Here is a 26,560-nt window from a genome sequence, read left to right as displayed (position 1 = left end):
CGGCATGTACGTCCACTTCGACGGCTACCCCGACAGCAAACTGCCCCTGCTCCTGGCCGCCTACCAGCACCGGTTCGACGGTGATCTGGAAGCGATGGCCCGACACCTGATCGATGACGTCGACCACGGCTGGGACGAGCTGGGCACCGATCTCCTCGACGGCGCTCCCGAAGCCCTGCGCCGCTCCCTCACCGGCGGCGATGAGTACCCCAGCCGCCAGATCACCGACGTGATCGTCATCGGCCCGGACGACACCGCCGACCGTCTACTGGTCACGCAGGACGGCACCGACGAGCTGGAGTGGGCATACGTCCTGCACCCGCACGGCATCGAAGTGATCGCCCTGCAGGTGTACGACCGCGGCCCCGTCGTCGCGTGGGACACCGACCCGCGCAGCCGTATCAACGCCCATCCCGGCGCCTGGCCCCCGGGCTCCCGGGCTCCGGTCATTCCGCCCCGCACCCCGCGGCGCCCATCGACGGCCTCGTCGCCCGCGCCGCCGACGCCCCGCAAGACCGCCCGACGCTAGCCCCAGCATCCGCCGCCCCGCCCGGAGATTCCCCTGCCCCCGCACCCGAAGATCACGGTGGTCATTGCCACCCAACTGCGCCCAGAGCGCCTCGCGTTCCTGGTGGCCATGCATGCCAGCCTGTGCCGTCAGAGCGTGCCGTGGGAGGCCATTGTCGCCCTCGACGATGCCGACCCCGCCCACCTGCCCGCCGCCCTCGCCGCTGACCCCCGTGTTCGCACTCTGGCCCTTCCGCGACGCCCCGTCGGCGCCGCCTGCGCCCGGAACTTCTCCCTCGACGAGGTACGCACCGAGTACGTGCAATGGGCCGACGACGATGACGAGTTCACCGACGAGGCGATGGAAGTGCGGCTGCGCGTCCTGGAGCAGACCGGGGTGGGCTGGTGCGCCGGATACAGCCAGGACCTCCACGCGGACGGAACCACGACCCTGTGGACACCTCCGACGCCGCCGGGCCGGCACGAGGCCGGGGACGTGTGGCGGTACTGGAAGGACCCGGCCGACACAATCCCGCTCGGCCCGACCACCCTCCTGGCCCGCACCGATCTAGTGCGCGCAGCCCCCATGGGCGGCCTGGTCCAAGGCGAGGACTACTGCGCGCTCGCCGTCACCTGCCTTGCCCCGGGCATCGTGCTGCCCGTGCCGGTCTACCGCTACCGCAAGGGTCCGTGGCAGATGACCGCGCAGGACTCGTACGGCGAGCTGGAGTCGCGGGCGAGGTCGTTCGCTCACCGTTTCGGCGTCAGCTTGCGCGCCGCGTGCCTGCCGCCGCGCGACTCCGACCCGGCCGCCGCAGAGCCGGGGCAGCCCGCTCGCCCCCACACGCCTCTCACCGAAAGCACCTATGCCTGATACACCGGCCCAGGACCGCCCCCGGGAGAAGATCCTTATCTCTCCGCGGTACCTGGCCGCCAGCCTCCCTGCCACCCACCACGAATTCCTGGACGTGTTCGCCGAGGAGACAGGGTGGGATGCGCACACCGACAGCTCCTCGTTCACCGCCACCAGCCCCTGCCGACGCGTCACCATCCGCCATGAGCAGGAGCGCGTGGGACGAGGCCCCCACCTGGTGATCTCGGCCCGCAGCGACGAGGACGCCGCCGAGCGTTGGCGGACCAGCGTCAGCGGCGCCGCGCCGATCGAATTCGTCTGCACGCTCGTCGGCACTCTGGCGGCCGAGCTGGCCGCCGATCCGGATCACGTCGTCTACGGAATCGGCGCCGAACCCGGCCCGTTCGAGCTGCTGGTCGACATCGACGCCTGGAACCCGTTCGACGCCTCCGGGCTGTCCGGCTTCATCTCGCGTGACGGGCAGGCCGCGGTGATCGGCCGACCACCGGACTCGTCAGCGCCTCCGATCCACGGCGACGCGTCCATCGCCTGGCACGTGGCCGCTTCCCCGGACGACCTCGGTCACCTGTGGGACATCTCGTTCACGCAGCAGGCGCCCGACTTTCTCATGCACGCGGTCGTCACCAAGACGCTCGACCCCCGTCCCATTCTGCGCACCACGGCCTTCCCGTTCCCCAAGGCCGTCCTTCCTCTGGTGACCATCGAACACGTTCCGACGCCTCGGCCCCCTTCTGCCCGCTCCTCATCCGCCGACCCCGCACCCGGCCACCAGTTCAAGCGCTCCCCGAAGTCCCGCTGAGCCACGTCCGTTCGGACGCGTTAGCTCGCTGGATCGACCCACCAGGACCCTGATGACACCCCCCTCTACCGAGATCGCCCTCAGCACCAGCGCCACCCTGGGCCTCGTTGCGATCGCCGTCGGCGAGAACTACCAGAAGGCCAACCAGGCCATCGAAGCCGCCGGTCTCACCCGCCAGCCCGGCGGGGCCTATGCGGTCCCGCTTACCGACCCGAAGGCAGCCCGGCGTGCCGCCAGCGCCCTGGCAGCCCACGCCCACGAACACGGGTTCGCTCTCGTCACCAGCACCCGCCGCTACCTCGGCGATGTCGGCGCCGAGATCGCCGCCCAGCTTCCCGGCAACTGGAGCGCTCAGCTGGAGATTTACAGCCTCCCGCTGTGGCAGGACGACCTCTGGTACCAGCTTTGGGAAGCGGGGGAGATTCATACCGCTCTGCAGAACCACAACGTGCCCTTCGCCTCGATCCTCAAAGACGGGCAGGGCACCGAACTGCTGCTGATGGAGAGGCCCGGTCATCCCAGCGGCTACCTTCTCGGCGCGCTCACCGACCACGAGAAGGAAGACGTTCTCGAGGATCCCACCACGCCGACCACCATGGTGCTGCCCGCCGAACCCGACCGGGCAGCCGCCATCATCGCCGGCACCTTTCTGCCCCTTTACCGAAGCGCCGTGCATCACCGTGACCTGAACACGGTGCTGGCGGCGCTGGAGCGCATCCGGGGCGAGCACGAGCGGCTACAGCAGATGAAGGAATCCGGCCACTACGCCGATGGCGTGCCGTTGACCAGCCGGATCACGGACGCCTTGGAACGTTCGTTCGCCGACCTCGCCTGGATCCAGTTCCGCACCGTGGCCGACCTAGCTCCTGATCTGATCGCCCGATGCGACCCTGCTTCCAGCCCTTGGCCAGGTGACCACGCGGCAGTCGTCCGGCTGCGCAGCGCCCTCGGCGACAGCGACGCGGCCATGCGGGAGTACACCGCCCTCAACACCGATCTGCACGCGCTCCGTCGGCTGCTGCACACCCACGAATACCACCATGTGCGGGCCGAGTTCGGCCTCTCCGCATTGCCGGCCATCGAGACGTGGCTCACCGACGGCGCGGCGTTCGAGCGACAGGTCCGCGCGGCCCAGCCGGCCGGGCCGACCACTCTGGCCTCCTCCAGTCAGCGTGCCCTCACCTCCCGCCCCGTGCCACCCCCCGCCGCGCCTGCGCCGACAGTGCACCGCTGACCACTCACGAGAGAAGGATTCGCCACTGTCTGACCACTTCCGCTTCGGCGCACACCCCGACCACGGCTTCGTGGCCGCCGCCACCGCGAACATCCCCGCCCACCTGGCCCACTGGTTCCTCGAACGCGAGCAGTTCGAGCCTGTCCCCGGCACCCCGGGCTTGTACCGGCTCACCCAGCCCGAGCAGGACGGAGTGCGCCGCACCCGCCAGGCCGTTCACGACCTGCGACGCCACGGCTACGAGGTCCAGGCCGACTACAGCCTCGACCCCGGCCGCAGCGCGTCACCGCCGCGCGCGGCCATGCGCGACGGGCTCACCGAACGCCGCACCCGCATCGCGCAGGCCGCCGCGGCCACCTCGCCACAGCGCGCGCCCGCGCTGTCCACCGCCCCGACACAGCGCGCGGCTCAACCGGCCGCAGTCCCCCTCGCCGGACGTGCGCCCGGCGCGGGGCCTGGACGGGGACGGTGAGCATGAGCACCGACCCCATCCGCATCGCCCGCAAACGAGGCGGCGAGGTCGACGTCGAGGGCCCCGTCGATGAGCTCGCCGCGAAGATCCTGGACCGCGCGGGGTTCATCTTCCGCCCGACGCTGCGCGGTGTGTGGATCCGGCTGCACTTCGACACCGGTCAAGAACGCGAGAACCACAAGGCCACCTACGCCGCCCAGATGCTCAGCGCCGCGGGCTACCACGTCGACCTCGACCCGAACCTGCTCCCCGCCGCCGGGCACAGTGCTCCGGTGAACTGGTGGCCGCCACGCATCGGAGCAGCGATGACAGCGCAGCCCGCACCCAACTCCATCCAGCGGCCCCGACGCTGAACTCCTCACGAGTTAAGGCACCATGACCTCCTCCGCCCACATCACGCTGTACCTCAGCACCCACGACAAGATCATCGCCCTGCCGAGCGGGCCCGGCCGCAGGTGGGCCGAGACCGCCCTCGACCTGGCCGGTTTCACCCAGAACCACGACCGCCTCCACACCCTGGCGCTGGACGACCAGTCCGAGGCCCGCCAAGCCCTTACGCATCTCCACCAAGCCGCCCGCGACTGCCAGGTCACCGTCACCACCCACCCCCGACCCTTCCTCGGCGACATCGCCCAGATGATCGTGGCGGCGCTGCCCGGCCACTGGACAGCGGAGACCGAGCCGCTGCGAGAGCAGCAGGACCAGCATCATCTGCGGGACTTCGTGTGGGAAACCGGCGCTCTCCACCGCCTCCTGGACACGAACCAGCTGGGTTGCACGGCGATCCTCCGTGATGGCGGCGGCACCGAGCTGCTGCTTGCTGAACGGCCCTCGGACGGCGCCTACCTGGTCGGCGCCCTGGCCCCGAGCCCTGACGACGTCCACCTGACTGCCCCAGCTCCGCGCAGCGTCATCGCCTCCAGCGCCCGGCTCGCCGCCCGGTCTATTCAGACACGCCTGCTGCCCGACTACGAACGGGCCGTCCACATCTCGCGCCTGAACGAGGCGGAGGAGGACCTGCGCTGGGCACAGGATCGTGAGCCCGGTACGTACGACACCACGCACCTACAGGCGGCGCTGTACCGGTTCCGCGCCCACGCCATCACGTTCATCGCCACCCTGCGCGACAAGACGACGCTCTCGGCCGAGCAGGTCTTCTTCCTCGATCGCATGGAGGACGTCCTGATTCTCGACGATCTGGACGATCCGGATCCCGAGGCCCTCGCCGTGGCGGAGGCGGTGTGGCTCGTCGACGGCGAGGAACTGATCGAGATGGCCCGCGTCGCAACACCGCCTGCAGCCATCACCCCGGCAAAGCCCAAGCCGCTGGCCGCCGCCATACCCCCGCCGGCAGCAGCGGCAGCCACCGGGCCGCGCCGCTGAACCCCGCGCGCAACCACCGCGACCACGCCCCGTTCCGGAGAACCTCATCACCGACGTCCCCACCGATGTACTCAGCACCGCCGTCGATGAACTGCACACCTTCCAAACGCAGTTCGCTCTCATCTGCGGGCGCTACGAGCGTGCCTGGGCCCGATCGGCAGATGCCGCAGACGCCTCGCACGCCGCCGCAGCCATCGCACACGGCAGGCGCCAGGAAGGCATCGAAGCGTTCGAGCGCCACGTGCTGCCGCGCGCCGACACGCTGCTGGCCGCCGCGCGCAGCGCAGTGGACGCCATGCCGCCGGCCCGGCACCATACGGCCTGGCGCGAGCTGATCGACGACCTGGTCCACGCCGCCGACCAGATCCACCGCATCCGCTCCACGTCCACGGGCCAAGACGACCCCGACGCCTCCCGCGTGCGTCACCTCCAGCTGTGGCCCTACGTCCTGGCCTGGGCCGAGCGCGCCTTCATCATCGGCGACCTCGCCGGACAGCACCGCCCGGCCGCCCCGCCTCTGCGCGGTGAAGAACTTCTGCTCTGGCAAGATCGCGCGCAAGCAGCATGGCAGCGCGGCGACTTGGACGCGACCGATGTCTGGTACAGCGCCAGCAACGACCTGATCACCCTGGCGTATCTCGTCGAACACGGCGAGCAGACCGTGGTGGTGTTGGCGGGCGAAGTCGGCAGCGAGCAGATGCGGGTACTGGGTCACTACGACACCCTGCAGCAGGCGGTCGAAGCGTCCCCGCCCGCGGTTCCCGCCGGGGTCCTGCATCCCGACGTCACCCCCTTGGCGCCCCATGCTCCCGCAGCGGAGGCCCCGGTCGCCAAGCTGGTTCGGCAGGTCGACGAGGCGCGACATACCGGGGACGTCTATATGGCCCTGCTCGACGCCATCGACGACTCCGGCTTCTCCCGCGGGCCACTGCCCCGCCTGGCGGAACTTCTGGACCGGGCTGCGAAGTTCACCGACGCACTGGAGACCAAGCAGGGCCAGCGATCTGCTGCCCGCCTGTCCGTCCTCGCCAGGCAGCTCGGTGCGCTGACGCAGGAGATCGAGTCCGTCGCCGAGGGTCTGGGTGCCGGCGTCCTGCCACCACACCGCACCCCCCGCCCCCTGTTCCACACCACCCCCGCGCCCCCGGCCCCGCCGGCCACACCGCCCATCGGACCGGCCGCGCCCCACACCCCCGGCACCGCCCGCCGCCGCTAGCACCCCCGCACCGGGGCGCCTCACCTTTGAAAGCACGCGTTGACCCCCACCACCGGCTCCAGCCCGCTGCTCGCGCAACGCCACGTTGCCCGCCTGCTGATCGGCACCTTGGTCGGCCGCCTGCCAGGCGGCATGGCGCCCGTCGCGATCCTCCTGCTCGTCGCAGACCAGGGCGGATCTCTGAAGAGCGCCGGCCTGCTGTGCGCGCTGTACGGACTGGCCTCCGCCGTCGGGCAGCCGGTCCTGGGCCGGGTGGTCGACCGGCGCGGACAGAGCCTGATCACCGCGACGGCGGTCCTGCTCACCACGGTCTGCCTGCTGGCCCTGGCCGTCGTCGAGGTCGCCGCACGGCCGGGCCCGGCCGTCGCGCTCGTCGCGCTCGCCGGATTGAGCACCCCGCCGCTGGAAGCAGGACTGCGGGCGCTGTGGCCCGCAGTCCTGCCCGACCAAGCGCAACGCCGAGCCGCGCTCGCGCTCGACACTGGCGCCCAGGGACTGATCTACGTCACCGGGCCCCCGCTGGTCGCCGTACTGTCCACGACGACGGGACCGCGCACCGCGATGGTGGTGAGCGCCGTGCTCGGCCTGCTCGGCGCCGCCGTCGTGCTGAGCGCCGCGCCCTCCCGCCACTGGCGCCCAGATCCCGAAGGCCAGCGTGCCGGCGCCCTGGGGCCCCTCGCGCACGCGGGGCTGCGCTGGTTGTTCGTGGCGGTGAGCGGCGTCGGCTTCGCCCTGGGCGCGATGAACGTCTGGGCGGTCGCCCTCGCCGACGACCTCGGCATCGGCCTGCTGTCCGGGCTCATCCCCGCCGCGCTGTCCACCGGCAGCCTCGCCGGCGGCTTCCTGTACGGGCGGCGCGCCTGGCCGGGCACGCTCACCGCGCAACTCCATTCAGCGGCCCTGCTATTCGCTGCCGGATGGCTGCCGCTGATGGCGGTCACCGGGCCCGCCTCCGCAGTCATGCTGACGGCAGTGCCGGGTCTGCTGCTCACCGCCGTGATCACCTCCGCCTTCCTGACCGTGGACGCCCTCGCCCCCACCGGCACCACCACGGAGGCGTACGCCTGGCTGATCGCCGCAGTCGGCACAGGCCAGGCCGCCGGGACCGCCTTGGCTGGCGCGCTCGCCGAGCATCCGCCGATCGGCGCCGCCCTTCCCACGGCCGGCGCCGCGCTCACCCTCACCATCCTGCTCGCCGCCCGCCGCCGCCTCGCCGTCCCCGGCGCCACCGCCCGTCACCAAGGCAGGCACCGCCGCACACCGGCTCATGCAGCCCGCTGAACCCTCCGCTTCCCGCCACCACCGATAGGAGATCCGCCTTGCCTGAAGCACCGGAGCCGTTCATGCCGATCCGGCACGCCTTCACCGGTGAGATCACGACCACCGCCTACAACCGGGCCGCCCGGCGGATCCTGCTCCAGGACGGCTTCGAAGAGCCGCCCGTCTGCACCTGCCGGGCGAGGGGCCCCGGAACGGAGCAGGCGCGCGGGCCTGCTCGGCAGCCAGCGAGCTGCTCGTCGTCGACCGACCCGTGTCCCTGGGCCGAGCCCTCGGCCGGCCGGTGAGCGCCGACAGCACGCCCCGGCTGACCCAGTCGCTGATGTCAGCACAGTCCGTGATCCGTTTCGAGAGCGGCCAGCCCCTCCAGCACTTCGCCAACCCCGCCCACCCCGCAGCCTGTTGAAGGACCCTCGTTGTGACCACATCCGGACCGCCTACCAGTCCAGCGCGGACCAAAGGCGGCGAACTACGGGCCAAGGTGGCCCGACTGCTGGCCGACCGGCCTGCGGACGCGCTCACCATCGGCGACATGGCCAGGCAGCTGGGCCACTCCCACGGCGCCGTCCGCAACGCCGCCCACACTCTGGTGCAACGCGGTGAAGCCAACCAAAGCGGCAGCGGCCAGCCGCAGTTCAGCGCGAACGCGAAGACCGCCGCAGCAGCGAAGACCGCTGTGATCAGCCCACCGGGAACCCACGCTCCCCGCGCCCAGCCGACCACGGCCCGCAGGACCACTACCGCAGCAGCCCCACCGAAGCAGACCGGCCCGATCCGCCGCGCGGGGGGCCAGCTCTACCACCCCCGCGAGCTGGCGGATCTGCCCGACGTCGAGGCACTGAATCGCCTGCGCGACGCCGACGTGCCGGTGCTGCTCTACGGCCCTCCGGGCACCGGCAAGACCTCACTGGTGGAGGCGGCGTTCCCGGACCTGCTCACCGTCGCCGGGGACGGCGACACCGAGGTCAGCGACTTGATCGGCGGGTGGACGCAAGCCGATGGCGGGGGGTACGAATTTCAGTACGGTCCGCTGGTCACCGCGATGACCGAGGGCCGCGCCCTGCTGATCGATGACGCCACCCTGATCTCACCGAAGGTGCTGGCGGCGCTGTATCCCGCGATGGACGGGCGCCGGCAGATCCAGGTCAAGGCCCACAAGGGCGAGACCATCAAGGCCGAGCCGGGCTTCTACGTGGTGGCGGGCCACAATCCGGGCGTCCACGGAGCGGTTCTGACGGAGGCGCTGTCGTCCCGGTTCAGCGTGCAGATCCAGATCGGCACGGACTACGACCTCGCCCTGGCCTTGCGGATCGATGCCCGGGTGGTCCGGGTCGCCCGGAACCTCGCCCGCCAGGTCGAAATCGGCGAGCTGGGCTGGGCACCCCAACTGCGAGAGCTGCTCAGCTACCAGAAGACCGAGGCCGTCCTGGGCACCAACGCCGCGCTCGCGAACCTCGTCGGCATCGCCCCTGAAGAGGACCGCGACGCCGTCGCCGACGCCGTCATCAAGGCTGTCGGCGTCAAGAAGATCGCGCCCCTCGCCCTCGGCAAGCAGCTCCCCGCCTCAGCCGTCCGGCAGCCCCCGAGCATCTCCTCCGCACACCGGAGCCGCTCGCGATGAGCGCTCACCACCACGTCCAGCCGCCCGCGACCCAGGACGACGCCGACCTCGCGCGCTGGGACGATGACGGCGCCCCGCCCGCGCAACCCCGCACCTCCCCGGACGCATGGCTGCGCGTGGGCGCCGAACTCGGCGACCGGCTGGTCGCCCTCTCCGGCCGCCAGGACCTCCTGGTCATCTGCCGCCCCGGCACGCGCAGCGGCGCACCGGCCGCCTATTTCCCCGCGCTGGGCGAGGTCGAGGTCGACGCCCGCCTGTTCGCCCCGCTGAAGCCTCACGAGATCCATCCGCGGATCGCGGGCGACGAACAGAACTATCCGGCCGCGTGGGGCGTGTTCGTCCACGAGGCCGCCCACGCGGCCCACTCCGTCTGGACAGAGCCTGCCGGAGCCGACCCCCGGGTCGTCGAGGCCGCGCTCCTGCTGGAGGAGAGCCGTGTCGAAGGCGCACACCTGGTCACGCGGCCCACGGACCGCACATACCTGCGCACCAGCGCCCGCACCCTGGTCATGCCCGACATCGCCCACCCCACCTTCCAGGGCATCGAGCAGGCAGCCGCCGTGGCGGCCCTGATCCTCGGCCGCCGTGACGTCGGCATCCTGGACGCCGGCGAGACCCGGGCCGTCGCCGATCTGTGCGAAAACGTCCTGGGAGCCCCTCTGTTGGCCACCCTCACCCGCATCTGGAGCGACGCCCACCAGTGCGCCGACCACGACGCCACGACCATGCTCGCGCGCGGTCAAGAGTGGTGCGACGCTCTGGACGCCGCGGCTCCCGCCCTGCCAGTGCCGGGGAACCTCGCCGACTTGCTGTCCGGCGCCGTGGGGGTCGTCATGGACAGGACGGCCGCTACCGACGCCGCCGACCTCGCAGCACACGAAGCGGCGGCCAGCGCCATGGCCGCCAAGTCCACAGCGCAGGCTCAGGACCGCGCCCAGCGGGCAGACCAGCGACGCAAAGCCGCCGCAAGCGCCAAGTCGGTCTTCAACACCCGTGGCACCACCGTCGATCCCGACGGCACACCCGCGCCCCGCAACAATCCGGTCACCGGCAGCCGCCGACCCACCACCGCCGAGCAGAAGGCCGCCGCGCGACTGAGCCGTGCCCTGCGCGCCGCCGCCTACCGCGAGCGGACTGAGGAGCGGACCACCAGCCCCACCCCGCCCGGCCGCCTCAACATGCGCCAGGCCCTCGCCCGCGACGCGCAGCGAGCGGCCGGGTCGGTCCCCACCGCGGAACCGTTCACCCACACACGCCGCCGGAACTCGCCCACCCCGCCGTTGCGGGTGGGGATCGCGGTGGACGTCTCCGGCTCCATGCATGCCGCCTGCGCGCCCGTCGCATCCGCTGCCTGGATCGTGGCCCGCGCAGCAGCCCTGACCGACCCCGACTCCCGCACCGCCACCATCGCCTACGACACGCACCTGACCGCACTGACCCGACCCACCCACCGGGCACCAGAGCGCGTGACAACGTTCGGCGCCAACGGCCGCAGTCACAACCTCGCCAACGCCCTGGACGCGCTCGACCACGGCCTCGAACTCAGCCGCCCCGGTGCCGGGCGCCTCCTCGTGATCGTCACCGACGCCCTCTACACCGCCGACGAGACCGCTCAAGCCGTCACCCGCGTCAAGCGCCTGACGACCGCCGGCTGCGCCGTGCTCCAACTCACCCTTACCGCGCGATCCCAGCACTTGCCGGGGACCACCTTGCTGCACCTTCCCCAGCCCTCCAGCGCTCCCGTCGCCATCGCCAAGGCGGCCACAGACGCCATCCGCAGAACGCGCTGAGACGACCCAGAAGACAGAAAGCAGGACCAACCACGTGGCAGTACGCACGACCTGGAAGATCATCCACAGCTGTGGACACGAAGTGACGCACAACCTGTCCAACCGCCCCGCCGACCGGCGCGCCGGATACGCGCGCTGGCTCGAAGGCCGCGACTGCACCGACTGCTGGAAGGCCGCCCGCGACTCCGACACGGAATCCAAAGAAGCCTGGCTCGCCGCCAAGCGCGCCGAGGAGCAGCAGGCCGCCCACGAGTGGGCCGAGCAGTTCGACATGCCGCCGCTCGAAGGACCCGAGCGTGCCCTGGACTGGGGTGGACGCTCCCGCCACCAGCTCGTCACCGCCGCGTACAGCACGCTGGTGAGCGAGGGCACCTGGGACGAAGCCGACTGGACCGTCCTGGAAGACAAGATCCGCACCGTCACCCGCGCCGGCTGGTGGATCGACCAGCGGGACGCCGAGGGCTCTGACCTGCCCGAACTCCTCGACGCAGCCACGTCCGAGGACACCGGGACGGAGAACCCCTTCCGGTAGGCCGCGCAGCTGTATACCCGACGATCCCCGGTTACCGAAACCGGGGATCGTCCGGATCCTTGTTCCTCCCACCGCCTCCTCGCGCACCTCGTGGAAGGAACCCCGCTGTGCCCCCATCCCGCCATCCGCACGCCCCCGGTGACATCGTCACCCCCGACCGGGACATCACCCACCAGCATTTCCGGCCCGGTGACCAGGTCGTGATCCTCAAGGGCACCTCCGGCAGCGAACTGTGGGGCGACGCCTACAAGGTCGTCACCCCCTCGTGGCACACCCCGACGGACGAAGACGGCTGGCGCCTGTACGACCCGGCCGGCGGCGAACGCTCGTACATCACCGCGCACCCGCGCTACCTGGTCCACCTCTCCAGCCGGTGCCCGGACTGCCTCATCTACCAGCAGGCGCTGCGCAGTTACCTGGTCCCGCGCCTGACCGGCGCCGACGAGGACGTCGACTGCGGCTGGTACTCGCTCACCCACCTCAACCAGGTGGTGCACGTCGCCGACGCGCGGGGCGGCCAGTGACCCGAACACTCAGGTCGGAGCGCGCCACGGCCCTGAACGGTGCGGCCTCGGCGGCCATCGAGGCGATCCCCGGGAGCGAGTGGCCGACGCTGCTCGCCGAGGCTTTGCGCGAGACGGAGGCGACGTGGCAGGAGTCGGCCGAAGTGTGCGCCGACGTCGCCTGGCAGGCCCGCGCCGCCGGCAACAGCGCGCTGGCCGTGCTCACCCCCGAGCACGTCACCGCCGCCGATCAGGACCCGGTGAGCTGGCGAACGCACCGGCACCTCTACCTCAGCACGCTGCGCTACGACTTCCGCTGCCGTGACATCGAGGACCTGATGAACACGGTGCCGGTGAGCGTGCTGAACGAGGACCCGTACAGCGAAGCCCTATACGCCTTCGCACGGTTGGGGCAGTCACGCTCCGACGGCCTCGCCGTCATGCACCGGGTCCTCGTCGCCGCTCCCGACCACCCCAAGACGCTGCACGTCCTGCTGCACGGCGTGTGGCTGGGCACCTTGCTTCCCGGCCGGGCTCCCATGCTGCTGGCCCTGGTGGGCCTGCTCCCCGAGGGCGGGCTGCGCGACCCCATCGCTCTGTTCCGCATGGCCTCGGCCCGGCGCAGCCTGGGCCACTACCCCGAAGCGCTCACCGCCATCGGGCACGCCCTGGACCTGCTGCCGCCCGGCGATCCGGCCGTGCACGCCGACCTGGTCCGTGAGCACGCGCTCATCGCCCTTGCCTACGACCTCACGCAGCACGCCCGCGCGACCCGGAACACCACCCCGTCATGATCATTCGCATTCACCCGCGCGGCCTCGATCCCAACGAAGCCCTCGCCGAGGCCCTGGACCGGCCCGTCAGCCGCCAGGAGGGGTTGACCGACCACACGGTGGTCGCCCACTGGTCGGGGCTGGACGCCTACTTCCTCGACGACGAGGACCGCGTCTGGGCTTCTGCCGAGTGGGCCCAGCACCTCAATGGCCCGTCCTGGCAGCACCGCCACGCGGCCAGCCCACAAGGCGACCGCCGGGCCATCTGGCATGCCTCCGCGCGCCTGCACCCGGACGACCGCGACCTCACCCGCCCGGAGTGGTCCGAGATCGCCCACCGGATCGCCCGCACCGCGGACATCCACCGCCCCGGAGACGAACGCGGCTGCCACTGGATCGCCGTACAAGCGCAGCCCGGCCGCATCGACCTGATCGCCAACCTCATCCGAGCCGACGGCACATGGACAGATCACCGGTCGAACCCGTCGCGTCTGACCGCCGAGAGCCGGCGCCTGGAAGCGGAGCTGGGGCTGATCCGGCCATCGGTCGGCGGGCCGGATCCACAGCAGGGCGCACGGTTCTCCCAACGCGCACGACCGTCATGGACCGCCACCGCGCAACTCGCCGAACTCTTGCGGCAACTCGCCGACGAGGACGCCGGTCCGCTGTCCACCGTCCGTGGCCTCGTCGAGCACGCGGCTCACCGCCTCGAACGCCTCCCCGGTGCGCACGGCCGCGACCGCGCACATCAGCTGGAACTGATCGCCCGCCGCCTGCATGGAATCCAGCAGGACCTCGACTTCCTGGCCGGCACGCTGCCAGCCAATGGCCAGACATCATCTCGCCCAACTAGACCATCTGCCATGCCGGGTGGGCCCCTCGCTCAGCCCAACGCCACCCGGCTCGCCCGCTGACCGTCAGAAAGCATCTCCTTCTTGGCCCTCGCCGATCGTTACCTGGCCCTGGGGCGCGATGTGCACTCCGGGGAAGTCCTCGCTCGCGGCGGCGATCCCGAAGCCCACAGCATCCTTGAACGCACCGGGTTCGTCCCCGTCGTCCGCCTCCACGAGACGTATCACCGCCTGCCCGTCGGCCTCGACAAGGCCGAGGAGAAACGTCTCGCCACCCGCGCCGTCGCCCGGCTTCGCGCCGTCAACTACGACGTCAAGGCCGACCAAGCCTTCGACACCGAGCTGCGTGAGCCGCACTACCTCCCCCTCGGCTCCCAGGTCGCCCACCTCGCCGAGCAGATCCGCGAAGCCAGCACCAGCGACGAGGTCGCCGACGTCCTGACCGAACTGACGGCCTCCCACGACGGCGTCCTGATCGCCCTCGGCGAGGTCATCGCGGCCACCGCCGGCTTCTATCAAGACCTCGGCCAGCCATCGGATCCGCACACGGCAAAACGGTTGCAGGACCTGGCCGAGCACCAACTCGGCGTCCTGTGGTCCGACCTCGCACACCTGCGCAACGACCTCGCCGACCGGCACCAGGACCATCCCCAGCGCCTCGCCTGCACCGCCGAAATCGGACCGCAGGAACGCGAAGCCTCCGCCGTCTGCGGCTGCCCTCCAGCACCGCCTCGCCTACCCACCAGCACCGTCGCCGCACCGGCCCGCCCGCGGCGCTGATCTCCCCCTTCCCTTCCGAGGAGCCCATGCACGACCCCATCCCCGACACCAGCCTCGGCTCATTCGCTGCCGTCCTCGCCGGCGAACTGCCGGGCAGCTGGACCAGCGCGTACCACCCTGACCTTGGCGAACTCAACGTCCACCACGTCCTCACCGACGCGGTCTGGGACATGAACGAGGTCGCCGACGCCCTGGCCAAGCACCCCGTGCACCACTGCGCTGTGCTGCAACGGCACGACGGGACACGCCTGTTCGTCACGGAACAGCCCGGCCACGCCGAGGGATACCTCATCGCCGCACTAGCGCCCCGCGACCTACCGGCTGAGGCATTCCGCGGCGTACGCGAACCCGACGGAATCGCCGTCCAGGCCGACCCGTTCAGCGCGTCCGAGCACATCACCGTCGACTTCCTGCCCCGCTATTACGTCGCAGCCCACCAGGTCGTCAAGAACGCCGAGCACCTCAATGAGGCATCGTCCGCTCCAGAACACCTGGTCATGACGTGGTCGGACGGTGCACTCGTGGTCGAGGAGCCCGACCGTGCCGACGTCACCCAGGTACTCACCGACCACGGCTTCGTCCTCGACACGGCGCGATCCGTCCTCGTCCTGTCGGGCGACGACACCGCCCACCAGGCCGCCTCCGTACGAGCCAGCAAAGAACGGCTGTCCGCGCTGGGCATCGACACGGTGCTGCGTCATCCGCGGACGCGACCTGCCCCAGGCACCACCCCCGTCGCGCCGCCCGCGACCTCGTCCTCGCCGTCCGCGCGACGGCGATAGACCCGACCCGCACAGGAGTATCCGCACGTGGGAAACCGTGCCGACGACGAAGGCACCGACGTCACGATCTACCGCAAGCCCCTCACCGACACCGTGCACGCCGACACCCCGACCGGCGCGCCCGAGGAACTGCTCGCCCTCCTCGACACCCTCGGCTTCGAGCGCCGGACCCTGCCCACCCCCGGGCCCGTCTACGTCTGGCACGAGGCACCCGCCCACCTCGGCGAGGACGCGAAGAAGCAGCTCGCCACCCATGCGGTGCCCTGGCTGCACAAGGCCGGATATGTGGTCCGTCTCGACGATGGCGTCTGGGACGCCGACGCCTACACCGACGCTGCCACGGCCCTGCGCGACCACAGCGCCCCAGCCCCGCCTGCGCCCCGCAGCCGCCCTGCACGGCTCGGTTCGATGACCCTCGCCGACGAGCGCGACGTCGACGTCACCGTTTACCACAGCGACGGAACGATCTACGTCGACACTCGCGCCGCTGCCCCCGAGCATCTCCTGGCCCTGCTGGACGGCATCGGCCTAGACCGGCACCAGGTCGAGGACGACGTCTGGCATCAGATCCCGGACGCGATGGACGAGATCGCCATGAAGTCCATGACCGACCGGGCCGTGCCTCTGCTGGCCCGTGCCGGATACCGGGTCGACATCGACGCGGGCCTCTTCGGCGGGACCGCCTACCGCGCCGCGCTCGCCGACCAGGCAGCACATCGACCGCCACCGTCACCCGCCGCGCACGCACGCCGTACGCGCTGACCTCACGATCCTCGCTGGCCCCGGCCCACCGATGCCGGCCCCACCCTCACCAGGAGCCCACCGTCACTCACGAGCCCGACCGCACGCCCCCGCCCATCACCCCTAGCCGCAAACCACGTCTGGTCACCGCCTTGTTCCGCCGCTACCTGCGCGCCGTCACCGCCGGCAGCCGGGAGCGCACCATCCCACTGGCCGGCGGGCGCCCCGAGGCAGCCCTCGACGAAGCCCGCCGGCGCGACATGTTCCTCCTCGTCGACAGCCACCGCGTCCGCCACCACGACTAGCACCTCGAACCGGCCTGTTCAGGAGGCCCATGACCGACTCGAACCTCCCCTCCATACAACTCGCGGGCGCCATCACCGCCCAGCTCGGACAGCTCCGCCGCCACCTCGCCCAGGCGCCGCCCCACGAAGCCGCCCAGATCCTCGCCACGGTCCTGGACTACGACACCGGGCTCCTCGGCGAGGTCACCGGCCTCGTCGAAACCGGCTCGCGCTTCGCCAGGGACCACTCCGAACGCGGGGTGCTGCCGCCCGAGGTCTGGCTCGCGCTGGGCCGCGCCGCCAACGAGCTCAACGACGTGGGCGTCGACCTCAACGAGCACACCGGCACCATCAAGCAGGTCGCGGTGCCCACGGCTCCGTCCAGCAGACCGGCCGCGGTGCCGGTCGCCTCGGCGATGGTCCTCCGGCGGCGCCGGTGAAGAAGAACAAGCAGTGGTCCGGCTGGGGGCCCACCGGTCAGCAGGCCCTGCAGCACTACCTCGTCGAGCCCCGTCACCTCGCCGGCGGCGGCGACCTGCGCCACGTCACCGAGTACCTGCGCGCCTCAGGCTGGAAGGACAAGTCCAAGCCCGGCGGCCCCGTCGTCTTCGACAGCCCCGACAAGTCCATGCGCATCGGATACGACCCGTTCACCCAGCCCGGCGGCTGGGCCATCAGCGGGAAACAGACCAAGACGCAGGAGGCATGGCACGCCACGCTCGGACGGCAGGTCCCCGTCGAGATCGTGGCCGGCCTCACCGACGCGCTGACCCGCCCTCGCTCCGCCCACGCCCCCAACGTGTGGGCGCCGCTGGAGGCGCAGGGCTGGGAGACCGAGCGCGGACAGCACTTCACCGCCCGCAGTCCCGACGGTGCCGTCGTCCGCTTCCACCAGGACGCTCCCGGACAGGCGCACTGGTGGGCCGGCGCCCGCAACGAGCACGGCACGGTATGGCAGGCGACGTTCACTCCGACCACGCCCATGCACCTGGTGGAAGCGTTCAGCACCGCGCTCGCCGACCCGCAGCCGGCAATGCGCCCCCTGGGCCACGTCCCGCCGTCGCAGAGAATCCGCACGACCTCGGTGTCCGTGCTGCCCTCGCAGCTCAGTGCCTGGCAGCAGGCCCGGATCACCGCTGCCCGAGCTGCCACCTGGGCCAGCAATACCTTCGCCACCAACAGGGCGCGCCCTGCTGGCCCTGGCTCCCGCCCGTACGCCAAGTCGGGGCGGATGCGGTGACCCACGAACGCTTCTATTCCCGCGTCAACGGGCCCACCCTGCACCGCGCCAACGCGGTCCGCTGGCTGGACGAGATGTCTCCGCGCCACCTGGCCGGTGGGGGCGATCCCCGGCACGTGACCGAGTACCTGCTCGCGTCCGGCTGGAGCAACCACTCGGTCCCGGGCTATCCGCACGTTCTGCTGGAAAGCCCCGACCACCGGTGGCACCTCACCCTCGAACCCGCCCAGGAGGAGTTCATGGCGTCCTGGCGCGTTCACCCGGCCCAAGGGCGCTCCTGGTCAGCTCAGTTCGCCATCCACACCCCGGTCGAGATCGTCGCGGGTTTCACCGATGCCCTGCACAGCACCGGTCCGCGGCCAGAAGAAGACGAGCTGTGGCGACTCGCGGCCAGCCGCGGGTGGGCCATGCAGCTGGCCGGCAGACAACGCGCCGCGCTGTCTCCTGACGGGACCGCCTACCTGGCCCGAGAATCGTCGCTCGCCGAAAACCCCGTACACCGCTGGACAGTTCAGGTCTCCGTGCCACACACCGAGAACCGGCTCCGGTGGATCTGGAACGCCTCCATCGACGAAGCCGCGCCGCCCGCAGCGCTCACCGGCTTCATCGACGCGCTCACCGACCCCAGCCCGCTGCTGCGCTGGGAGGGGCAGGAACCGCAGCACGCCTTCGGCTTCCTCGACTCCCGCCGCAGCCCCGTCACACCGGAACAGCACCGCCTGCAACACCTGCGACGCATCGAAGCCGCTCAGCGCACCGCCACGGACTCACCCACCCCAGCACCACCTCCTCCTGGCCCGGCGCGCCACAAACGGCGCCGCTGACCCGGTGCCCGCACTACCTCACCCTCCCGCTCGACCAAGGACATCGATGCCCAACCCTTCAGCGCCCAGCGCCGACGACGTCGCACAGGCGACCGCCACACTGACCCAGATCCAGAACTACCTCCACACCGATCCGTCCGTAGCCGACCTGCTGCCGCTGCTCACCGAACTCCTCGACGAGGACACCGGCGTCCCCATCCTGCTCGGCGACATCCTGCGCAACGCCGCACGCCTCGTCGCCCAGGAGGCGAAGGAGGAGAAGGAGGAAAGCGACAAGATCCACCTGATCGTTGCCGGCCTCCGAGAAGCCGCTCAGGACGCCACCGACTGGCACGTCCTGCACTGGGACGTGCAGCGCCTGCGCGACACCGCGTTCGAGGCAGTGGGGTAGCCGCCGGCCACATGACGCGCCCCTACATTCCTAGCCGAGTCCACGATCCGTGGTCGCGTATGTGGTGCGACACCACACCCAGGCACCTCGCCGGACCCGGCGACCCACGCCACGTCACCCAAGCCCTGCAGGCCGCCGGGTGGAAGAACCTGAGTGAACCCGATTTCCCCCACGTCGTGCTGGCCAGCCCCGACTACCAGCACACGCTCGTCCTGGAGCCCACGCCGGACACGTACGGCTCCTGGTGGCGCGTCTCCTCGACGCCCTGGGGCGGATGGCACGCCTCCTTCGGCGGCAACACACCCGTCGAGATCCTCGCCGGATTCACCGACGCGCTCGTGCACACCCCGCCCGCGGACGAGCCGGACATCTGGCCGAGGCTGCGAGCAGCCGGATGGACCTACGAACGCGATGACCGCGGCAACGAGCACGCACGCCATCCGGACGGCATCACCACCATGGAGCGGCGGGCCAACCTGACCAGCGACCACTTCGCGTGGACTGCCGACGTCGCGCTGCCCACCGGACTCGGCGGCCACCAAAGGCTGTGGAGCGCCTATTTCGACGACCGCACCCCGCGCCACCTGATCGCGGGCTTCGCCGCCGCCCTCATCGATCCGGCTCCCGTCTCCCGGGGCCGCTACGACGTCCCCCACTCCCACCTGGTCACGCAGGTGGAACGCGGCGCCCAGGGCGAGCAGCTCGCCGCCGCCCACGACGCGCGGCTCAAAGCCATACGGGCCGCCGCCCGCAGAGCCCGCCGCTCCTCGCCACCTGCCGCACGCCCCGCCTCCGCACCCACCACCGAGGCGACCCGATCCGCGGCTCGAAATCGCTGATCGTGTGGAGCGGCCCCGGCCGCTCCACGCCCCCGTCCCTCACGCCTCCTGCTCCGAGAGTTTCCTTGACCTTCTCCCTCGAACCAGCGAGCCCGGCGCACCGGCTCTACCTGAACCAGCTCGCCTACTACCTGCGGCACAGCCGGCAGATCCTCGCCGCCTGGGACCACTACTCCCAGCGGCACTCCGACCCCGATACGTTCCAGCCCCACGACGAGGACGCGTACGGGCTGCGGCAGCAGAAGCGTGACGCAGACACCCTGTCCGCATTCGGCCGCGTGTACTACCACGCCGACGAACTCGTCCATGTCGCCGAACGCCAGCTCGCCCAGCTGTCGCCCACCGCCCGGACCCGGCGCTACGCCTGGCAGGCCCGAGAACTACGGGATGCCACACAGGGCCTCTACGCCGTCCGCAACGACTGGCTCGCGGTAGAAGCCGCGCTCCCCGAGAGCGCTCGGCCCGGCACGGCGGCGTACGAGGAACCGCTCGCCGAGAGCTACGCGGAAGCCTGGTCCTACCTCGACCAGTGGGCCGTCCACGGACAGGCGCTCTTCGCCGTCCACGCGCTGGCGCAGCGCAACTCCACCGCACACCCATCGACCCTGGCCGCTACGGGGCCCGTACACCAGGCTGCCGCCGCGCCGTCCAGGGCCCGGCGGTGACACAACAGGCTCTTGCCGATCTCGCGCCCGCTATGCGTGCCCCTGACCGTATCCCGGGCTGAGCCCGCGACCGCCTGAGCGTAGACACCCGTCACGTCGCCACGGCCGACGTCGCGTTCGCCCTGGAGCGGCGGATCGCCACCCTCACCGAGCGGCACCGCCGCGCGAGCGGCGTTGCACCCTCGCCTCCCTGCCCGGCACGAGGCCGCACACGCTGACCGGTCCACCGCGACCGGCCCCCTCTTCTTTCCCCGTCCCTGGAACAGCCCTTGCCTCAGCCCAACTCCACGTCCACCGACGGCTACGACCTTGCCTTCCGTGTCCTCGGCATCGTCCTCGCCGTCGCGGTGCCCCTGGCCAACCTCGCCTGGCTCGGAGGCAATCTCACCTCCTGGGCCACCCATGCAGGACCCGGCGCCCCGTACCAGCCGATGCAAGCCCTGCTGCATCCCGATCAGCTATGGCCCGGCCTTGGAGAAACGTCCCTCCTCCTCGGCGCACGGATTCTGCCGGGCGCAGCGCTCATTTCCCTCGGCATCACCGCCGCTGTGCTCTACAAGCGGCACCGGGACGGCGGCGGACGCAAGAAGCGCGTCACCGGCATGGCCAAACAGAAGGACATCGAACCGCTGCTGTCCAAGGCGATCACCGCCAAGGCGCGGTCCCTTCGGCCGAGCCTGAAGGACGCCAAGCAGCTCGCTGCGGCCGACACCGGCATCCTCCTCGGCAACCTGCAGGGCACCAAGCACGAGGTGCGCATGGGGTACGAGGACGTCGCCGTCGCGATCATGGCGCCCCGATCCGGCAAGACGACCAGCCTGGCGATCCCCTCGATCCTCAATGCCCCCGGCCCTGTCCTGCTCACCTCGAACAAAGCGGCCGGTGACGCCTACACCGCCACCCTCGATGCGCGGGCCGCCGTCGGCCGGACCTGGTCGATGGACCCGCAGCAGATCGCCCACGCTGAGCGAGCCATGTGGTGGAACCCCCTGGCCGATGCCAAGACCCTCGACGGCGCAGGACGGCTGGCCGGGCACTTCCTCGCCGCGAGCGTGGACGCGTCCCAGCAGGGCGACTTCTGGTCCAAGGCCGGCAGCAACATCCTGAGCCAGCTGTTCCTGGCAGCGGCCCTCGACGAACGGCCGATCACCGACGTCATGGCCTGGCTCGCCTTCCCCGCCGACCGCACGCCCCTCGACATCCTGCGCGACCACCAGTTCGCCGCGGTCGCCGCCCAGCTCAAGGGCACCGTCGAAGGCCCGCCGGAAACCAGGGACGGCATCTACGAGACCGCCCGGCAGTACGCTGCCGCGCTGCTGAACACGCAGATCGCCGCCTGGGTGACTCCCCAGAAGGACGTGCCGGAGTTCACGCCGAGCACGTTCGTCACCTCGACCGACACGCTCTACCTGCTGTCGAAGGACGGCGGCGGCGGAGCCTCCGCCCTGATCGCCGCGTGCGCGGACAGCGTGATGCGCTCCGCGACCGCCCAGGCCGAACGCGCCGGCGGACGCCTCGACCCGCCCATGCTCGCGATCCTCGACGAGGCCGCCAACGTCTGCAAGATCAGCGACCTGCCGGACCTGTACAGCCACCTGGGCTCGCGCGGCATCATCCCGATCACCATCCTCCAGTCCTACCGCCAGGGACAGAAGGTCTGGGGGGACGCGGGCATGGACGCCATGTGGTCCGCCTCCACGATCAAGGTCATCGGCTCCGGCATCGATGACCCCGACTTCGCGGACAAGCTCAGCCGCCTGATCGGCGACCACGACGTCGAGACGACCTCCACCTCAACCTCGGAGTCGGGCAAGTCCACCTCGGTGTCCATGCGGCAGGAACGCATCCTGGCCGCCGACGCCATCCGCGCCCTGCCCAAGGGCACTGCCCTCGCGTTCGCCACCGGCATGCGCGCGGCCATGCTCGACCTGCGCCCCTGGTATCTCGAGCCCGGCGCCGCCGTGCTCTCCGCCGCCTCCGCCCGCGCATCACAGGGCATCACCGAACGCGCGGTCGCCAAACACGCGCCCACGAAGGCGGACTACGGCCCCGCCGCCTGAGCAGCCCGCTCGCTCCGGCCGCGCGCTCAGGCCCTTTTACCGCTCCGCCCCCACCCACCGCTCTGCCCCCCCCTGGATGTACATGCCGACCCTTCACGATGTTCCCGACGACTGGCCCGTCGATGGCCGCTGCTGCCTGGAATGCGGAAACAGCGAACCCGACGTCACCTTGCGGGCGATCACCCAGCCCGCCACGAAACAGCAGGCCCTCGCCTGCACCCGACACGTCCATGACGTGTCCGCAGCGCTCGGCGCACCCGTGTCACGCGACGAGGTTGCGCCGCCTCCGGCGTCCCGCGCCCCGATGCAACGCCGCCGGCCGTGACAGCAGACCCAACCATGCCGTCCGCCGACGCCGCACTGTTCGAGGTGCCCACCCCTGTCGACGAGCTGCTGCGACTCGCTGGCGCGTTCACCCGGCACAACGACGCCCTCGACATCGCGCTGCGAGCCGAGAACACCGCGCCGGACGCCGCTCACAGCACATCGGCGCGAGACCTGGGCGGCGGCGTACTCAAGGTCCTGCGGGCCATCCAGGACCAGCGCCTCCACCCCAGTGACGACCTGACGCGCGCCCAGGTGCGCCTGCGTCAACTCGTCTTCCTGACCGTGTCGTCGGCCGACCAGCCGCCGGCCGCGGCACGTGAGTTGACCGCGCTGGCGACCAAGACCGTGATGGACAGCACCATGATCGTCGCCGAGGAGACGCTGCGCGCCCACTCCAAGGGCCATCACGCAGCAGGCGCGGATCTGACGGCGGTCCAGAAATCGGCCCTGACCGAGATCGCCCGCGGGCACGTCGTGGCCAACTCGACCCTGGGCCGGGAGTACACGCGCTCCAGCGGCTCCAAGGTGCTGATGAGCACGCTGCGCCGCCTGGAGGCCAAGCACCTGGTCTCCCGCACCGCTGGCACCGCCCTTCCCGCCTATGTCGGCGGCCCGCTCCAGGACCGCGTCCAGCTGACACCCGCCGGCATCACCGCGCTCGGCGCTGCCCTCACCCGGCCCGAACCCGTACGCACCGCACCGAAGGTCACCGGTGTCCCGCTCGTGTCCCCGGCTCAGGCCACCGCCCGCTCCCGCTGAACCTGGAGAAGAACCTCAATCACCACCGCCCCGCCCGGCGTGCTCGAAGGCATCCGTCAACTGCGCGAGCTCGCCGACGACTTCCAGACCCTGCATGACCGCGTCCAGGACGTCTCATATACGCCCGGCACGGATGTTCTGCACCGCATCGGTCCGCTCCTGCTGAGCGCACAGGACCTCACCACGACCGCGCTCACCCGGCTCACAGCCCTCGACCACAGCTCCTACACGAATATCGCCGGCAGTCGCGCCAGCCTGGAACTGATGGCCTCGGTCGTCTCCTCCTCCGCCCTCGCCGGCACCGACCTCGCCCACGTCCTGCTCGCCAACCCCTGGGAAGGGCAGGGCTTCGCCGGATACCCGCCCGACAGCGCAGCGATCAAACGGACGCGGTATGCCGAAGCCATCCCGCAGATGACCGGCCACCTTGCCGACGCCGCCCACCAGCTCGATCTGTGCGCCACGGCCTGCCACTACCTCGCCAGCGGCATCACCGACGACTACGCCACCTCCGAGCCGACGGCGTCGGCTACGCAGCAGACAGTGTCGTCGCTCTCGGCCCCGCAGTACGACGCCTTGGCCGCGCTGGCCAAGGGCGGTCGGCTCTTTGAGAGCGCGGCACGCGGCGTGGGCGTCACCCGGGTCGCCGCCGACGACGGGACACGGATCTCCATCGCCACCTTCCGGGCCCTGAACAACCGCGGCCTCGTCAACCGGGACACCAGCACACCCCTGCTCACCGGACAGGAAGTCACCGTCACCGAGCAGGGAGGTAGGGCACTGACCCAGTCCAGGCCGAGCAGCTCGCCGCCGACGACAGCCGCGGTCACGGTGCCGCCGACCACCCCGGTGCCGGGGGTGCGCCGATGAGCCAGTACGCGCTCGACGAACGCGTGATGGTCTCGCCGCGCTACATGGCCGGCGCCGGGGACCGGATCGCCGACGTCCTCGCCCCGCTCGTCCGCCTCTTCGGCTGGCAGCACCGTCAGGACGCGGCTACCGGACGGATCGAGGTCGACAGCCCGGACGGAAGTCTCTTCGTTGACTTCGCACCGATGCAACGCTACGGCATGTGGTGCACGGTCTCCCACCACGAGCCCTACTGGCAGGCCGCCTTCAGTCGGCAGGCACCCCTGGAGGCCGTCGCCGCCGTCACCCAGGCCCTCCCGCAACTCCTCGGCGACGCCCGCCATGCCGAGCGGATCCCGCTCACCGACCAGTCCTTGGGCCAGCTCGCCGCGCTGCACGACTGGACCGTCCAGGACACCGTCATCACCTCGCCCGACTGGAACTGCCAGCTGATCCGCACACCAGAAGACGCCGAAGACATCACCTGGCGGGTCCATCACGCCTTCTTCGAGCACGAGCCCCTGGCCACGGTCACCCGCGACGTACCCGATCGCCTCGTCGGGAACTTCTTCACCTACCTCGCCTCGACGGCACCGGTCGAGCGCGCCGTCGCGGACGTGCCCATCCACACCCGATACGGGCACAGCGACCTGATGACCCCAGTCCGCCCCGCCTCGATCAACCCGCACACGGACCACGCCCTCGCTCAGATCAACCGCGCGATGAGGCGTCGCTGACCCTCATCCCGCTCCTGGAGATGCCCTCTGATCGACAAGACCTTCTCCCTCGAACCGGCCGAACAACTCCTCGCTCTGGCCGCGGACTTCACGCGCTTCAGCGACTCCCACATGCGCCACCGGCTCCTCAGCAACGACCCCCTAGCCGCCTTGATTCCGCAGACGGAGGCGGCAGAGGAGCTGGCACACAACGCACTCGGCGTCCTCACGTCGCTCAACGCCCAGTCGATGTACCACAGTCCCGACATCCGCACCGCCTACGCCCGAGTGCGCCAACTGACCCACCTCGCCAGCGACGCAGCCGAACACCTCGGCGCCGCCGAAGACATCCTGCTCAGCGCACAGGCAGGGCTTCCCGTGGAAACGGGTGACGGTTTCATCGCGTCCGTCAGCGAGAAGGAAGCTCGCCAGGAGGCAGGACGCCGCATGGCCCTCGTCTTCGAACTCACCACCCTGGGTGCCACCGACGCCGTCGCGAGCGCCGAACTCTACGTCGCGGATCGCGCCAAGCGCGGATACCTGCCCGACCACCAGTCCTCTGCGCTCTCGCCCACGCAGCGCGACACCCTGCTGGCCGTCGCCCGCGGATACGTGACCATCTCCGACGGCCGGGCCAACCTCCGCAACGACCGCGTGAGCATCAGCACGATCCGCTCCCTGGAAACCCGCGGACTGATCGCACGCCAGGAGTGCGCCCGCTGGCTCACGGACGAACGCGTGCACCTCACCGCGGCCGGGTGCACCGACCTCGCGGCCTCCTTCGCCCGGCCCCGCACGCCCGCCCTGGCCACCACACGCCCCGCCATCGCTCGGCCCACCGCCGCCGCTTCCGCCGGGCGTACGCGCTGAATCCGCCCGCCCCTCACATCCGGGAGACCTCACGCCCTCCGACCACCCGACCGTCCACGACGTCGCTTGCGCCCTGGCCGACCAGATCCCCGGTGCTCCACCGCGCGATGTGAGCGTCCACTTCACCGTCCGGCGCCAGGTCGCGGCCGACTACGGCCACCGCTCCCGAGGCGGTCCCGTCACCGTCTACGCCCGAGCCATCCACGCCCAGCTCTACGGCCTGCCCGCAGACAACGACGACCCGCCGGTGGCCCTGGACGAACTCCTCCAAGCAGCCCACAGCACCAACCTCCCCGAACAGCAGGCCGCGATTTTGGGGCAGCTCGCCGAACAGCTCCGCAACGCCACGGAGATCCTCGAATGGGCCCGCAACCACGCCCACTGGCGGCGACTCCCCGCCCCGGCCTGGGAGTGGCTGCGCGACGCCACCGACCGTACGCGCGATCTCGCCGACGGCCTCGACACCATCCGGCCCGCCTTCACCGACGCTCCGGCCGCCGCCCTCGCCTCACCTTCCCGGCCTGCCCCTCCCCGCGCCGAGACCAGCAGCGTCGTCGCACCGCCCACCGCACCGGCCGTGCGCCACCGCTGACCGGTCCG

Annotated in this window: 32 protein-coding genes; all 32 read left to right on the top strand. The window is 71.1% G+C overall.

All coding sequences use genetic code 11. From position 1 onward, the window contains the following. Nucleotides 1–4 precede the first annotated feature (4 nt). The 32 genes from ACFYXE_RS04535 (at nucleotide 5) to ACFYXE_RS04380 (ending at nucleotide 26,552) form a co-directional block, all read left to right on the top strand. Nucleotides 5–529, top strand: a complete 525-nt coding sequence (locus ACFYXE_RS04535; RefSeq protein ID WP_389308740.1) for a hypothetical protein — start codon at nucleotides 5–7, stop codon at nucleotides 527–529. Nucleotides 530–586: 57 nt separating this feature from the next. Next, on the top strand, nucleotides 587–1,381 hold the full coding sequence (locus tag ACFYXE_RS04530) for a glycosyltransferase (protein ID WP_389308738.1): 795 nt from the start codon (nucleotides 587–589) through the stop codon (nucleotides 1,379–1,381). Continuing rightward, nucleotides 1,374–2,180: a DUF317 domain-containing protein gene (locus tag ACFYXE_RS04525; protein WP_389308736.1), complete on the top strand. Its 807-nt coding sequence runs from the start codon at nucleotides 1,374–1,376 to the stop codon at nucleotides 2,178–2,180. The genes ACFYXE_RS04530 and ACFYXE_RS04525 overlap by 8 nt, the downstream gene beginning before the upstream one ends. A 52-nt stretch (nucleotides 2,181–2,232) precedes the next feature. Beyond that, nucleotides 2,233–3,414, top strand: coding sequence for a hypothetical protein (locus tag ACFYXE_RS04520; RefSeq protein ID WP_389308734.1), 1,182 nt, complete (start codon nucleotides 2,233–2,235; stop codon nucleotides 3,412–3,414). A gap of 70 nt (nucleotides 3,415–3,484) precedes the next feature. Further along, a complete protein-coding gene (locus ACFYXE_RS04515) occupies nucleotides 3,485–3,886 on the top strand; it encodes a hypothetical protein (protein WP_389308732.1) in 402 nt (133 codons plus the stop codon). Between the two features lie 2 nt (nucleotides 3,887–3,888). Then, entirely contained in the window at nucleotides 3,889–4,239 is a 351-nt protein-coding gene (locus ACFYXE_RS04510; RefSeq protein ID WP_389308730.1) for a hypothetical protein, read from the top strand. Nucleotides 4,240–4,261: 22 nt separating this feature from the next. Beyond that, nucleotides 4,262–5,269, top strand: a complete 1,008-nt coding sequence (locus ACFYXE_RS04505) for a hypothetical protein (RefSeq protein ID WP_389308728.1) — start codon at nucleotides 4,262–4,264, stop codon at nucleotides 5,267–5,269. Nucleotides 5,270–5,564: 295 nt separating this feature from the next. Continuing rightward, a complete protein-coding gene (locus tag ACFYXE_RS04500; RefSeq protein WP_389308726.1) occupies nucleotides 5,565–6,485 on the top strand; it encodes a hypothetical protein in 921 nt (306 codons plus the stop codon). A gap of 39 nt (nucleotides 6,486–6,524) precedes the next feature. Next, the gene (locus ACFYXE_RS04495) at nucleotides 6,525–7,766 is read left to right on the top strand and encodes an MFS transporter (protein ID WP_389308724.1); all 1,242 of its coding nucleotides are present in this window, start codon (nucleotides 6,525–6,527) and stop codon (nucleotides 7,764–7,766) included. Nucleotides 7,767–7,828: 62 nt separating this feature from the next. After that, entirely contained in the window at nucleotides 7,829–8,050 is a 222-nt protein-coding gene (locus ACFYXE_RS04490; RefSeq protein ID WP_389309534.1) for a hypothetical protein, read from the top strand. 194 nt (nucleotides 8,051–8,244) lie between these two features. Next, nucleotides 8,245–9,384 (top strand): AAA family ATPase, encoded by a 1,140-nt coding sequence (locus ACFYXE_RS04485; protein ID WP_389309531.1) that lies wholly within the window; start codon nucleotides 8,245–8,247, stop codon nucleotides 9,382–9,384. Continuing rightward, the gene (locus ACFYXE_RS04480) at nucleotides 9,381–11,174 is read left to right on the top strand and encodes a hypothetical protein (protein WP_389308722.1); all 1,794 of its coding nucleotides are present in this window, start codon (nucleotides 9,381–9,383) and stop codon (nucleotides 11,172–11,174) included. The genes ACFYXE_RS04485 and ACFYXE_RS04480 overlap by 4 nt, the downstream gene beginning before the upstream one ends. A gap of 82 nt (nucleotides 11,175–11,256) precedes the next feature. Beyond that, the gene (locus tag ACFYXE_RS04475) at nucleotides 11,257–11,706 is read left to right on the top strand and encodes a hypothetical protein (protein WP_389309529.1); all 450 of its coding nucleotides are present in this window, start codon (nucleotides 11,257–11,259) and stop codon (nucleotides 11,704–11,706) included. Nucleotides 11,707–11,813: 107 nt separating this feature from the next. Further along, the gene (locus ACFYXE_RS04470; RefSeq protein WP_389308720.1) at nucleotides 11,814–12,230 is read left to right on the top strand and encodes a hypothetical protein; all 417 of its coding nucleotides are present in this window, start codon (nucleotides 11,814–11,816) and stop codon (nucleotides 12,228–12,230) included. Beyond that, nucleotides 12,227–13,003: a hypothetical protein gene (locus ACFYXE_RS04465; protein WP_389308718.1), complete on the top strand. Its 777-nt coding sequence runs from the start codon at nucleotides 12,227–12,229 to the stop codon at nucleotides 13,001–13,003. Before ACFYXE_RS04470 ends, ACFYXE_RS04465 begins: the two co-directional genes overlap by 4 nt. Beyond that, nucleotides 13,000–13,896, top strand: a complete 897-nt coding sequence (locus ACFYXE_RS04460; RefSeq protein ID WP_389308716.1) for a hypothetical protein — start codon at nucleotides 13,000–13,002, stop codon at nucleotides 13,894–13,896. Before ACFYXE_RS04465 ends, ACFYXE_RS04460 begins: the two co-directional genes overlap by 4 nt. Nucleotides 13,897–13,917: 21 nt before the next feature. Continuing rightward, the gene (locus ACFYXE_RS04455; protein ID WP_389308714.1) at nucleotides 13,918–14,613 is read left to right on the top strand and encodes a hypothetical protein; all 696 of its coding nucleotides are present in this window, start codon (nucleotides 13,918–13,920) and stop codon (nucleotides 14,611–14,613) included. A gap of 26 nt (nucleotides 14,614–14,639) precedes the next feature. Continuing rightward, entirely contained in the window at nucleotides 14,640–15,395 is a 756-nt protein-coding gene (locus tag ACFYXE_RS04450; RefSeq protein WP_389308712.1) for a hypothetical protein, read from the top strand. Nucleotides 15,396–15,422: 27 nt separating this feature from the next. Next, complete coding sequence (locus tag ACFYXE_RS04445) at nucleotides 15,423–16,157, top strand: hypothetical protein (RefSeq protein WP_389308710.1); 735 nt, start codon at nucleotides 15,423–15,425, stop codon at nucleotides 16,155–16,157. A 131-nt stretch (nucleotides 16,158–16,288) separates the two neighbouring features. Continuing rightward, a complete protein-coding gene (locus tag ACFYXE_RS04440; protein ID WP_389308708.1) occupies nucleotides 16,289–16,441 on the top strand; it encodes a hypothetical protein in 153 nt (50 codons plus the stop codon). A 29-nt stretch (nucleotides 16,442–16,470) separates the two neighbouring features. Further along, nucleotides 16,471–16,860 carry a hypothetical protein gene (locus tag ACFYXE_RS04435; protein WP_389308706.1) on the top strand — a complete coding sequence of 130 codons (390 nt, stop codon included), beginning with the start codon at nucleotides 16,471–16,473 and terminating at the stop codon, nucleotides 16,858–16,860. Continuing rightward, nucleotides 16,857–17,660 (top strand): DUF317 domain-containing protein, encoded by an 804-nt coding sequence (locus ACFYXE_RS04430; RefSeq protein WP_389308704.1) that lies wholly within the window; start codon nucleotides 16,857–16,859, stop codon nucleotides 17,658–17,660. The genes ACFYXE_RS04435 and ACFYXE_RS04430 overlap by 4 nt, the downstream gene beginning before the upstream one ends. Then, nucleotides 17,657–18,484 carry a DUF317 domain-containing protein gene (locus tag ACFYXE_RS04425; protein WP_389308702.1) on the top strand — a complete coding sequence of 276 codons (828 nt, stop codon included), beginning with the start codon at nucleotides 17,657–17,659 and terminating at the stop codon, nucleotides 18,482–18,484. The genes ACFYXE_RS04430 and ACFYXE_RS04425 overlap by 4 nt, the downstream gene beginning before the upstream one ends. Nucleotides 18,485–18,530: 46 nt before the next feature. Further along, nucleotides 18,531–18,875 carry a hypothetical protein gene (locus ACFYXE_RS04420; RefSeq protein WP_389308700.1) on the top strand — a complete coding sequence of 115 codons (345 nt, stop codon included), beginning with the start codon at nucleotides 18,531–18,533 and terminating at the stop codon, nucleotides 18,873–18,875. A 176-nt stretch (nucleotides 18,876–19,051) separates the two neighbouring features. Continuing rightward, nucleotides 19,052–19,714 carry a DUF317 domain-containing protein gene (locus ACFYXE_RS04415; RefSeq protein ID WP_389308698.1) on the top strand — a complete coding sequence of 221 codons (663 nt, stop codon included), beginning with the start codon at nucleotides 19,052–19,054 and terminating at the stop codon, nucleotides 19,712–19,714. A gap of 65 nt (nucleotides 19,715–19,779) precedes the next feature. Further along, nucleotides 19,780–20,379, top strand: coding sequence for a hypothetical protein (locus tag ACFYXE_RS04410; RefSeq protein WP_389308696.1), 600 nt, complete (start codon nucleotides 19,780–19,782; stop codon nucleotides 20,377–20,379). Nucleotides 20,380–20,648: 269 nt separating this feature from the next. Beyond that, nucleotides 20,649–22,439 (top strand): type IV secretory system conjugative DNA transfer family protein, encoded by a 1,791-nt coding sequence (locus tag ACFYXE_RS04405; RefSeq protein ID WP_389308694.1) that lies wholly within the window; start codon nucleotides 20,649–20,651, stop codon nucleotides 22,437–22,439. Nucleotides 22,440–22,760: 321 nt separating this feature from the next. Next, complete coding sequence (locus tag ACFYXE_RS04400) at nucleotides 22,761–23,525, top strand: hypothetical protein (RefSeq protein WP_389308692.1); 765 nt, start codon at nucleotides 22,761–22,763, stop codon at nucleotides 23,523–23,525. Nucleotides 23,526–23,564: 39 nt separating this feature from the next. Further along, nucleotides 23,565–24,395 (top strand): hypothetical protein, encoded by an 831-nt coding sequence (locus ACFYXE_RS04395; RefSeq protein ID WP_389308690.1) that lies wholly within the window; start codon nucleotides 23,565–23,567, stop codon nucleotides 24,393–24,395. Next, a complete protein-coding gene (locus ACFYXE_RS04390) occupies nucleotides 24,392–25,111 on the top strand; it encodes a DUF317 domain-containing protein (protein ID WP_389308688.1) in 720 nt (239 codons plus the stop codon). The genes ACFYXE_RS04395 and ACFYXE_RS04390 overlap by 4 nt, the downstream gene beginning before the upstream one ends. 111 nt (nucleotides 25,112–25,222) lie before the next feature. Next, a complete protein-coding gene (locus ACFYXE_RS04385) occupies nucleotides 25,223–25,960 on the top strand; it encodes a hypothetical protein (protein ID WP_389308686.1) in 738 nt (245 codons plus the stop codon). A 109-nt stretch (nucleotides 25,961–26,069) separates the two neighbouring features. Next, the gene (locus ACFYXE_RS04380; protein ID WP_389308684.1) at nucleotides 26,070–26,552 is read left to right on the top strand and encodes a hypothetical protein; all 483 of its coding nucleotides are present in this window, start codon (nucleotides 26,070–26,072) and stop codon (nucleotides 26,550–26,552) included. Nucleotides 26,553–26,560: the final 8 nt, after the last annotated feature.

It is taken from the genome of Streptomyces sp. NPDC002564, assembly GCF_042889645.1.
In the GTDB taxonomy this organism is placed as follows: Bacteria; Actinomycetota; Actinomycetes; order Streptomycetales; family Streptomycetaceae; genus Streptomyces.
Note: the sequence above shows the minus strand (reverse complement) of the source record. Positions and strands in the feature narration are given on the sequence as shown.

Bases quoted from the DNA above. Each gene is read 5' to 3' on its own strand.
- ACFYXE_RS04535 (WP_389308740.1), top strand. From the start codon at position 5: ATGTACGTCCACTTCGACGGCTACCCCGACAGCAAACTGCCCCTGCTC.
- ACFYXE_RS04525 (WP_389308736.1), top strand. From the start codon at position 1,374: ATGCCTGATACACCGGCCCAGGACCGCCCCCGGGAGAAGATCCTTATC.
- ACFYXE_RS04520 (WP_389308734.1), top strand. From the start codon at position 2,233: ATGACACCCCCCTCTACCGAGATCGCCCTCAGCACCAGCGCCACCCTG.
- ACFYXE_RS04510 (WP_389308730.1), top strand. From the start codon at position 3,889: ATGAGCACCGACCCCATCCGCATCGCCCGCAAACGAGGCGGCGAGGTC.
- ACFYXE_RS04505 (WP_389308728.1), top strand. From the start codon at position 4,262: ATGACCTCCTCCGCCCACATCACGCTGTACCTCAGCACCCACGACAAG.
- ACFYXE_RS04500 (WP_389308726.1), top strand. From the start codon at position 5,565: ATGCCGCCGGCCCGGCACCATACGGCCTGGCGCGAGCTGATCGACGAC.
- ACFYXE_RS04490 (WP_389309534.1), top strand. From the start codon at position 7,829: ATGCCGATCCGGCACGCCTTCACCGGTGAGATCACGACCACCGCCTAC.
- ACFYXE_RS04480 (WP_389308722.1), top strand. From the start codon at position 9,381: ATGAGCGCTCACCACCACGTCCAGCCGCCCGCGACCCAGGACGACGCC.
- ACFYXE_RS04460 (WP_389308716.1), top strand. From the start codon at position 13,000: ATGATCATTCGCATTCACCCGCGCGGCCTCGATCCCAACGAAGCCCTC.
- ACFYXE_RS04450 (WP_389308712.1), top strand. From the start codon at position 14,640: ATGCACGACCCCATCCCCGACACCAGCCTCGGCTCATTCGCTGCCGTC.
- ACFYXE_RS04435 (WP_389308706.1), top strand. From the start codon at position 16,471: ATGACCGACTCGAACCTCCCCTCCATACAACTCGCGGGCGCCATCACC.
- ACFYXE_RS04420 (WP_389308700.1), top strand. From the start codon at position 18,531: ATGCCCAACCCTTCAGCGCCCAGCGCCGACGACGTCGCACAGGCGACC.
- ACFYXE_RS04390 (WP_389308688.1), top strand. From the start codon at position 24,392: ATGAGCCAGTACGCGCTCGACGAACGCGTGATGGTCTCGCCGCGCTAC.
- ACFYXE_RS04385 (WP_389308686.1), top strand. From the start codon at position 25,223: ATGCGCCACCGGCTCCTCAGCAACGACCCCCTAGCCGCCTTGATTCCG.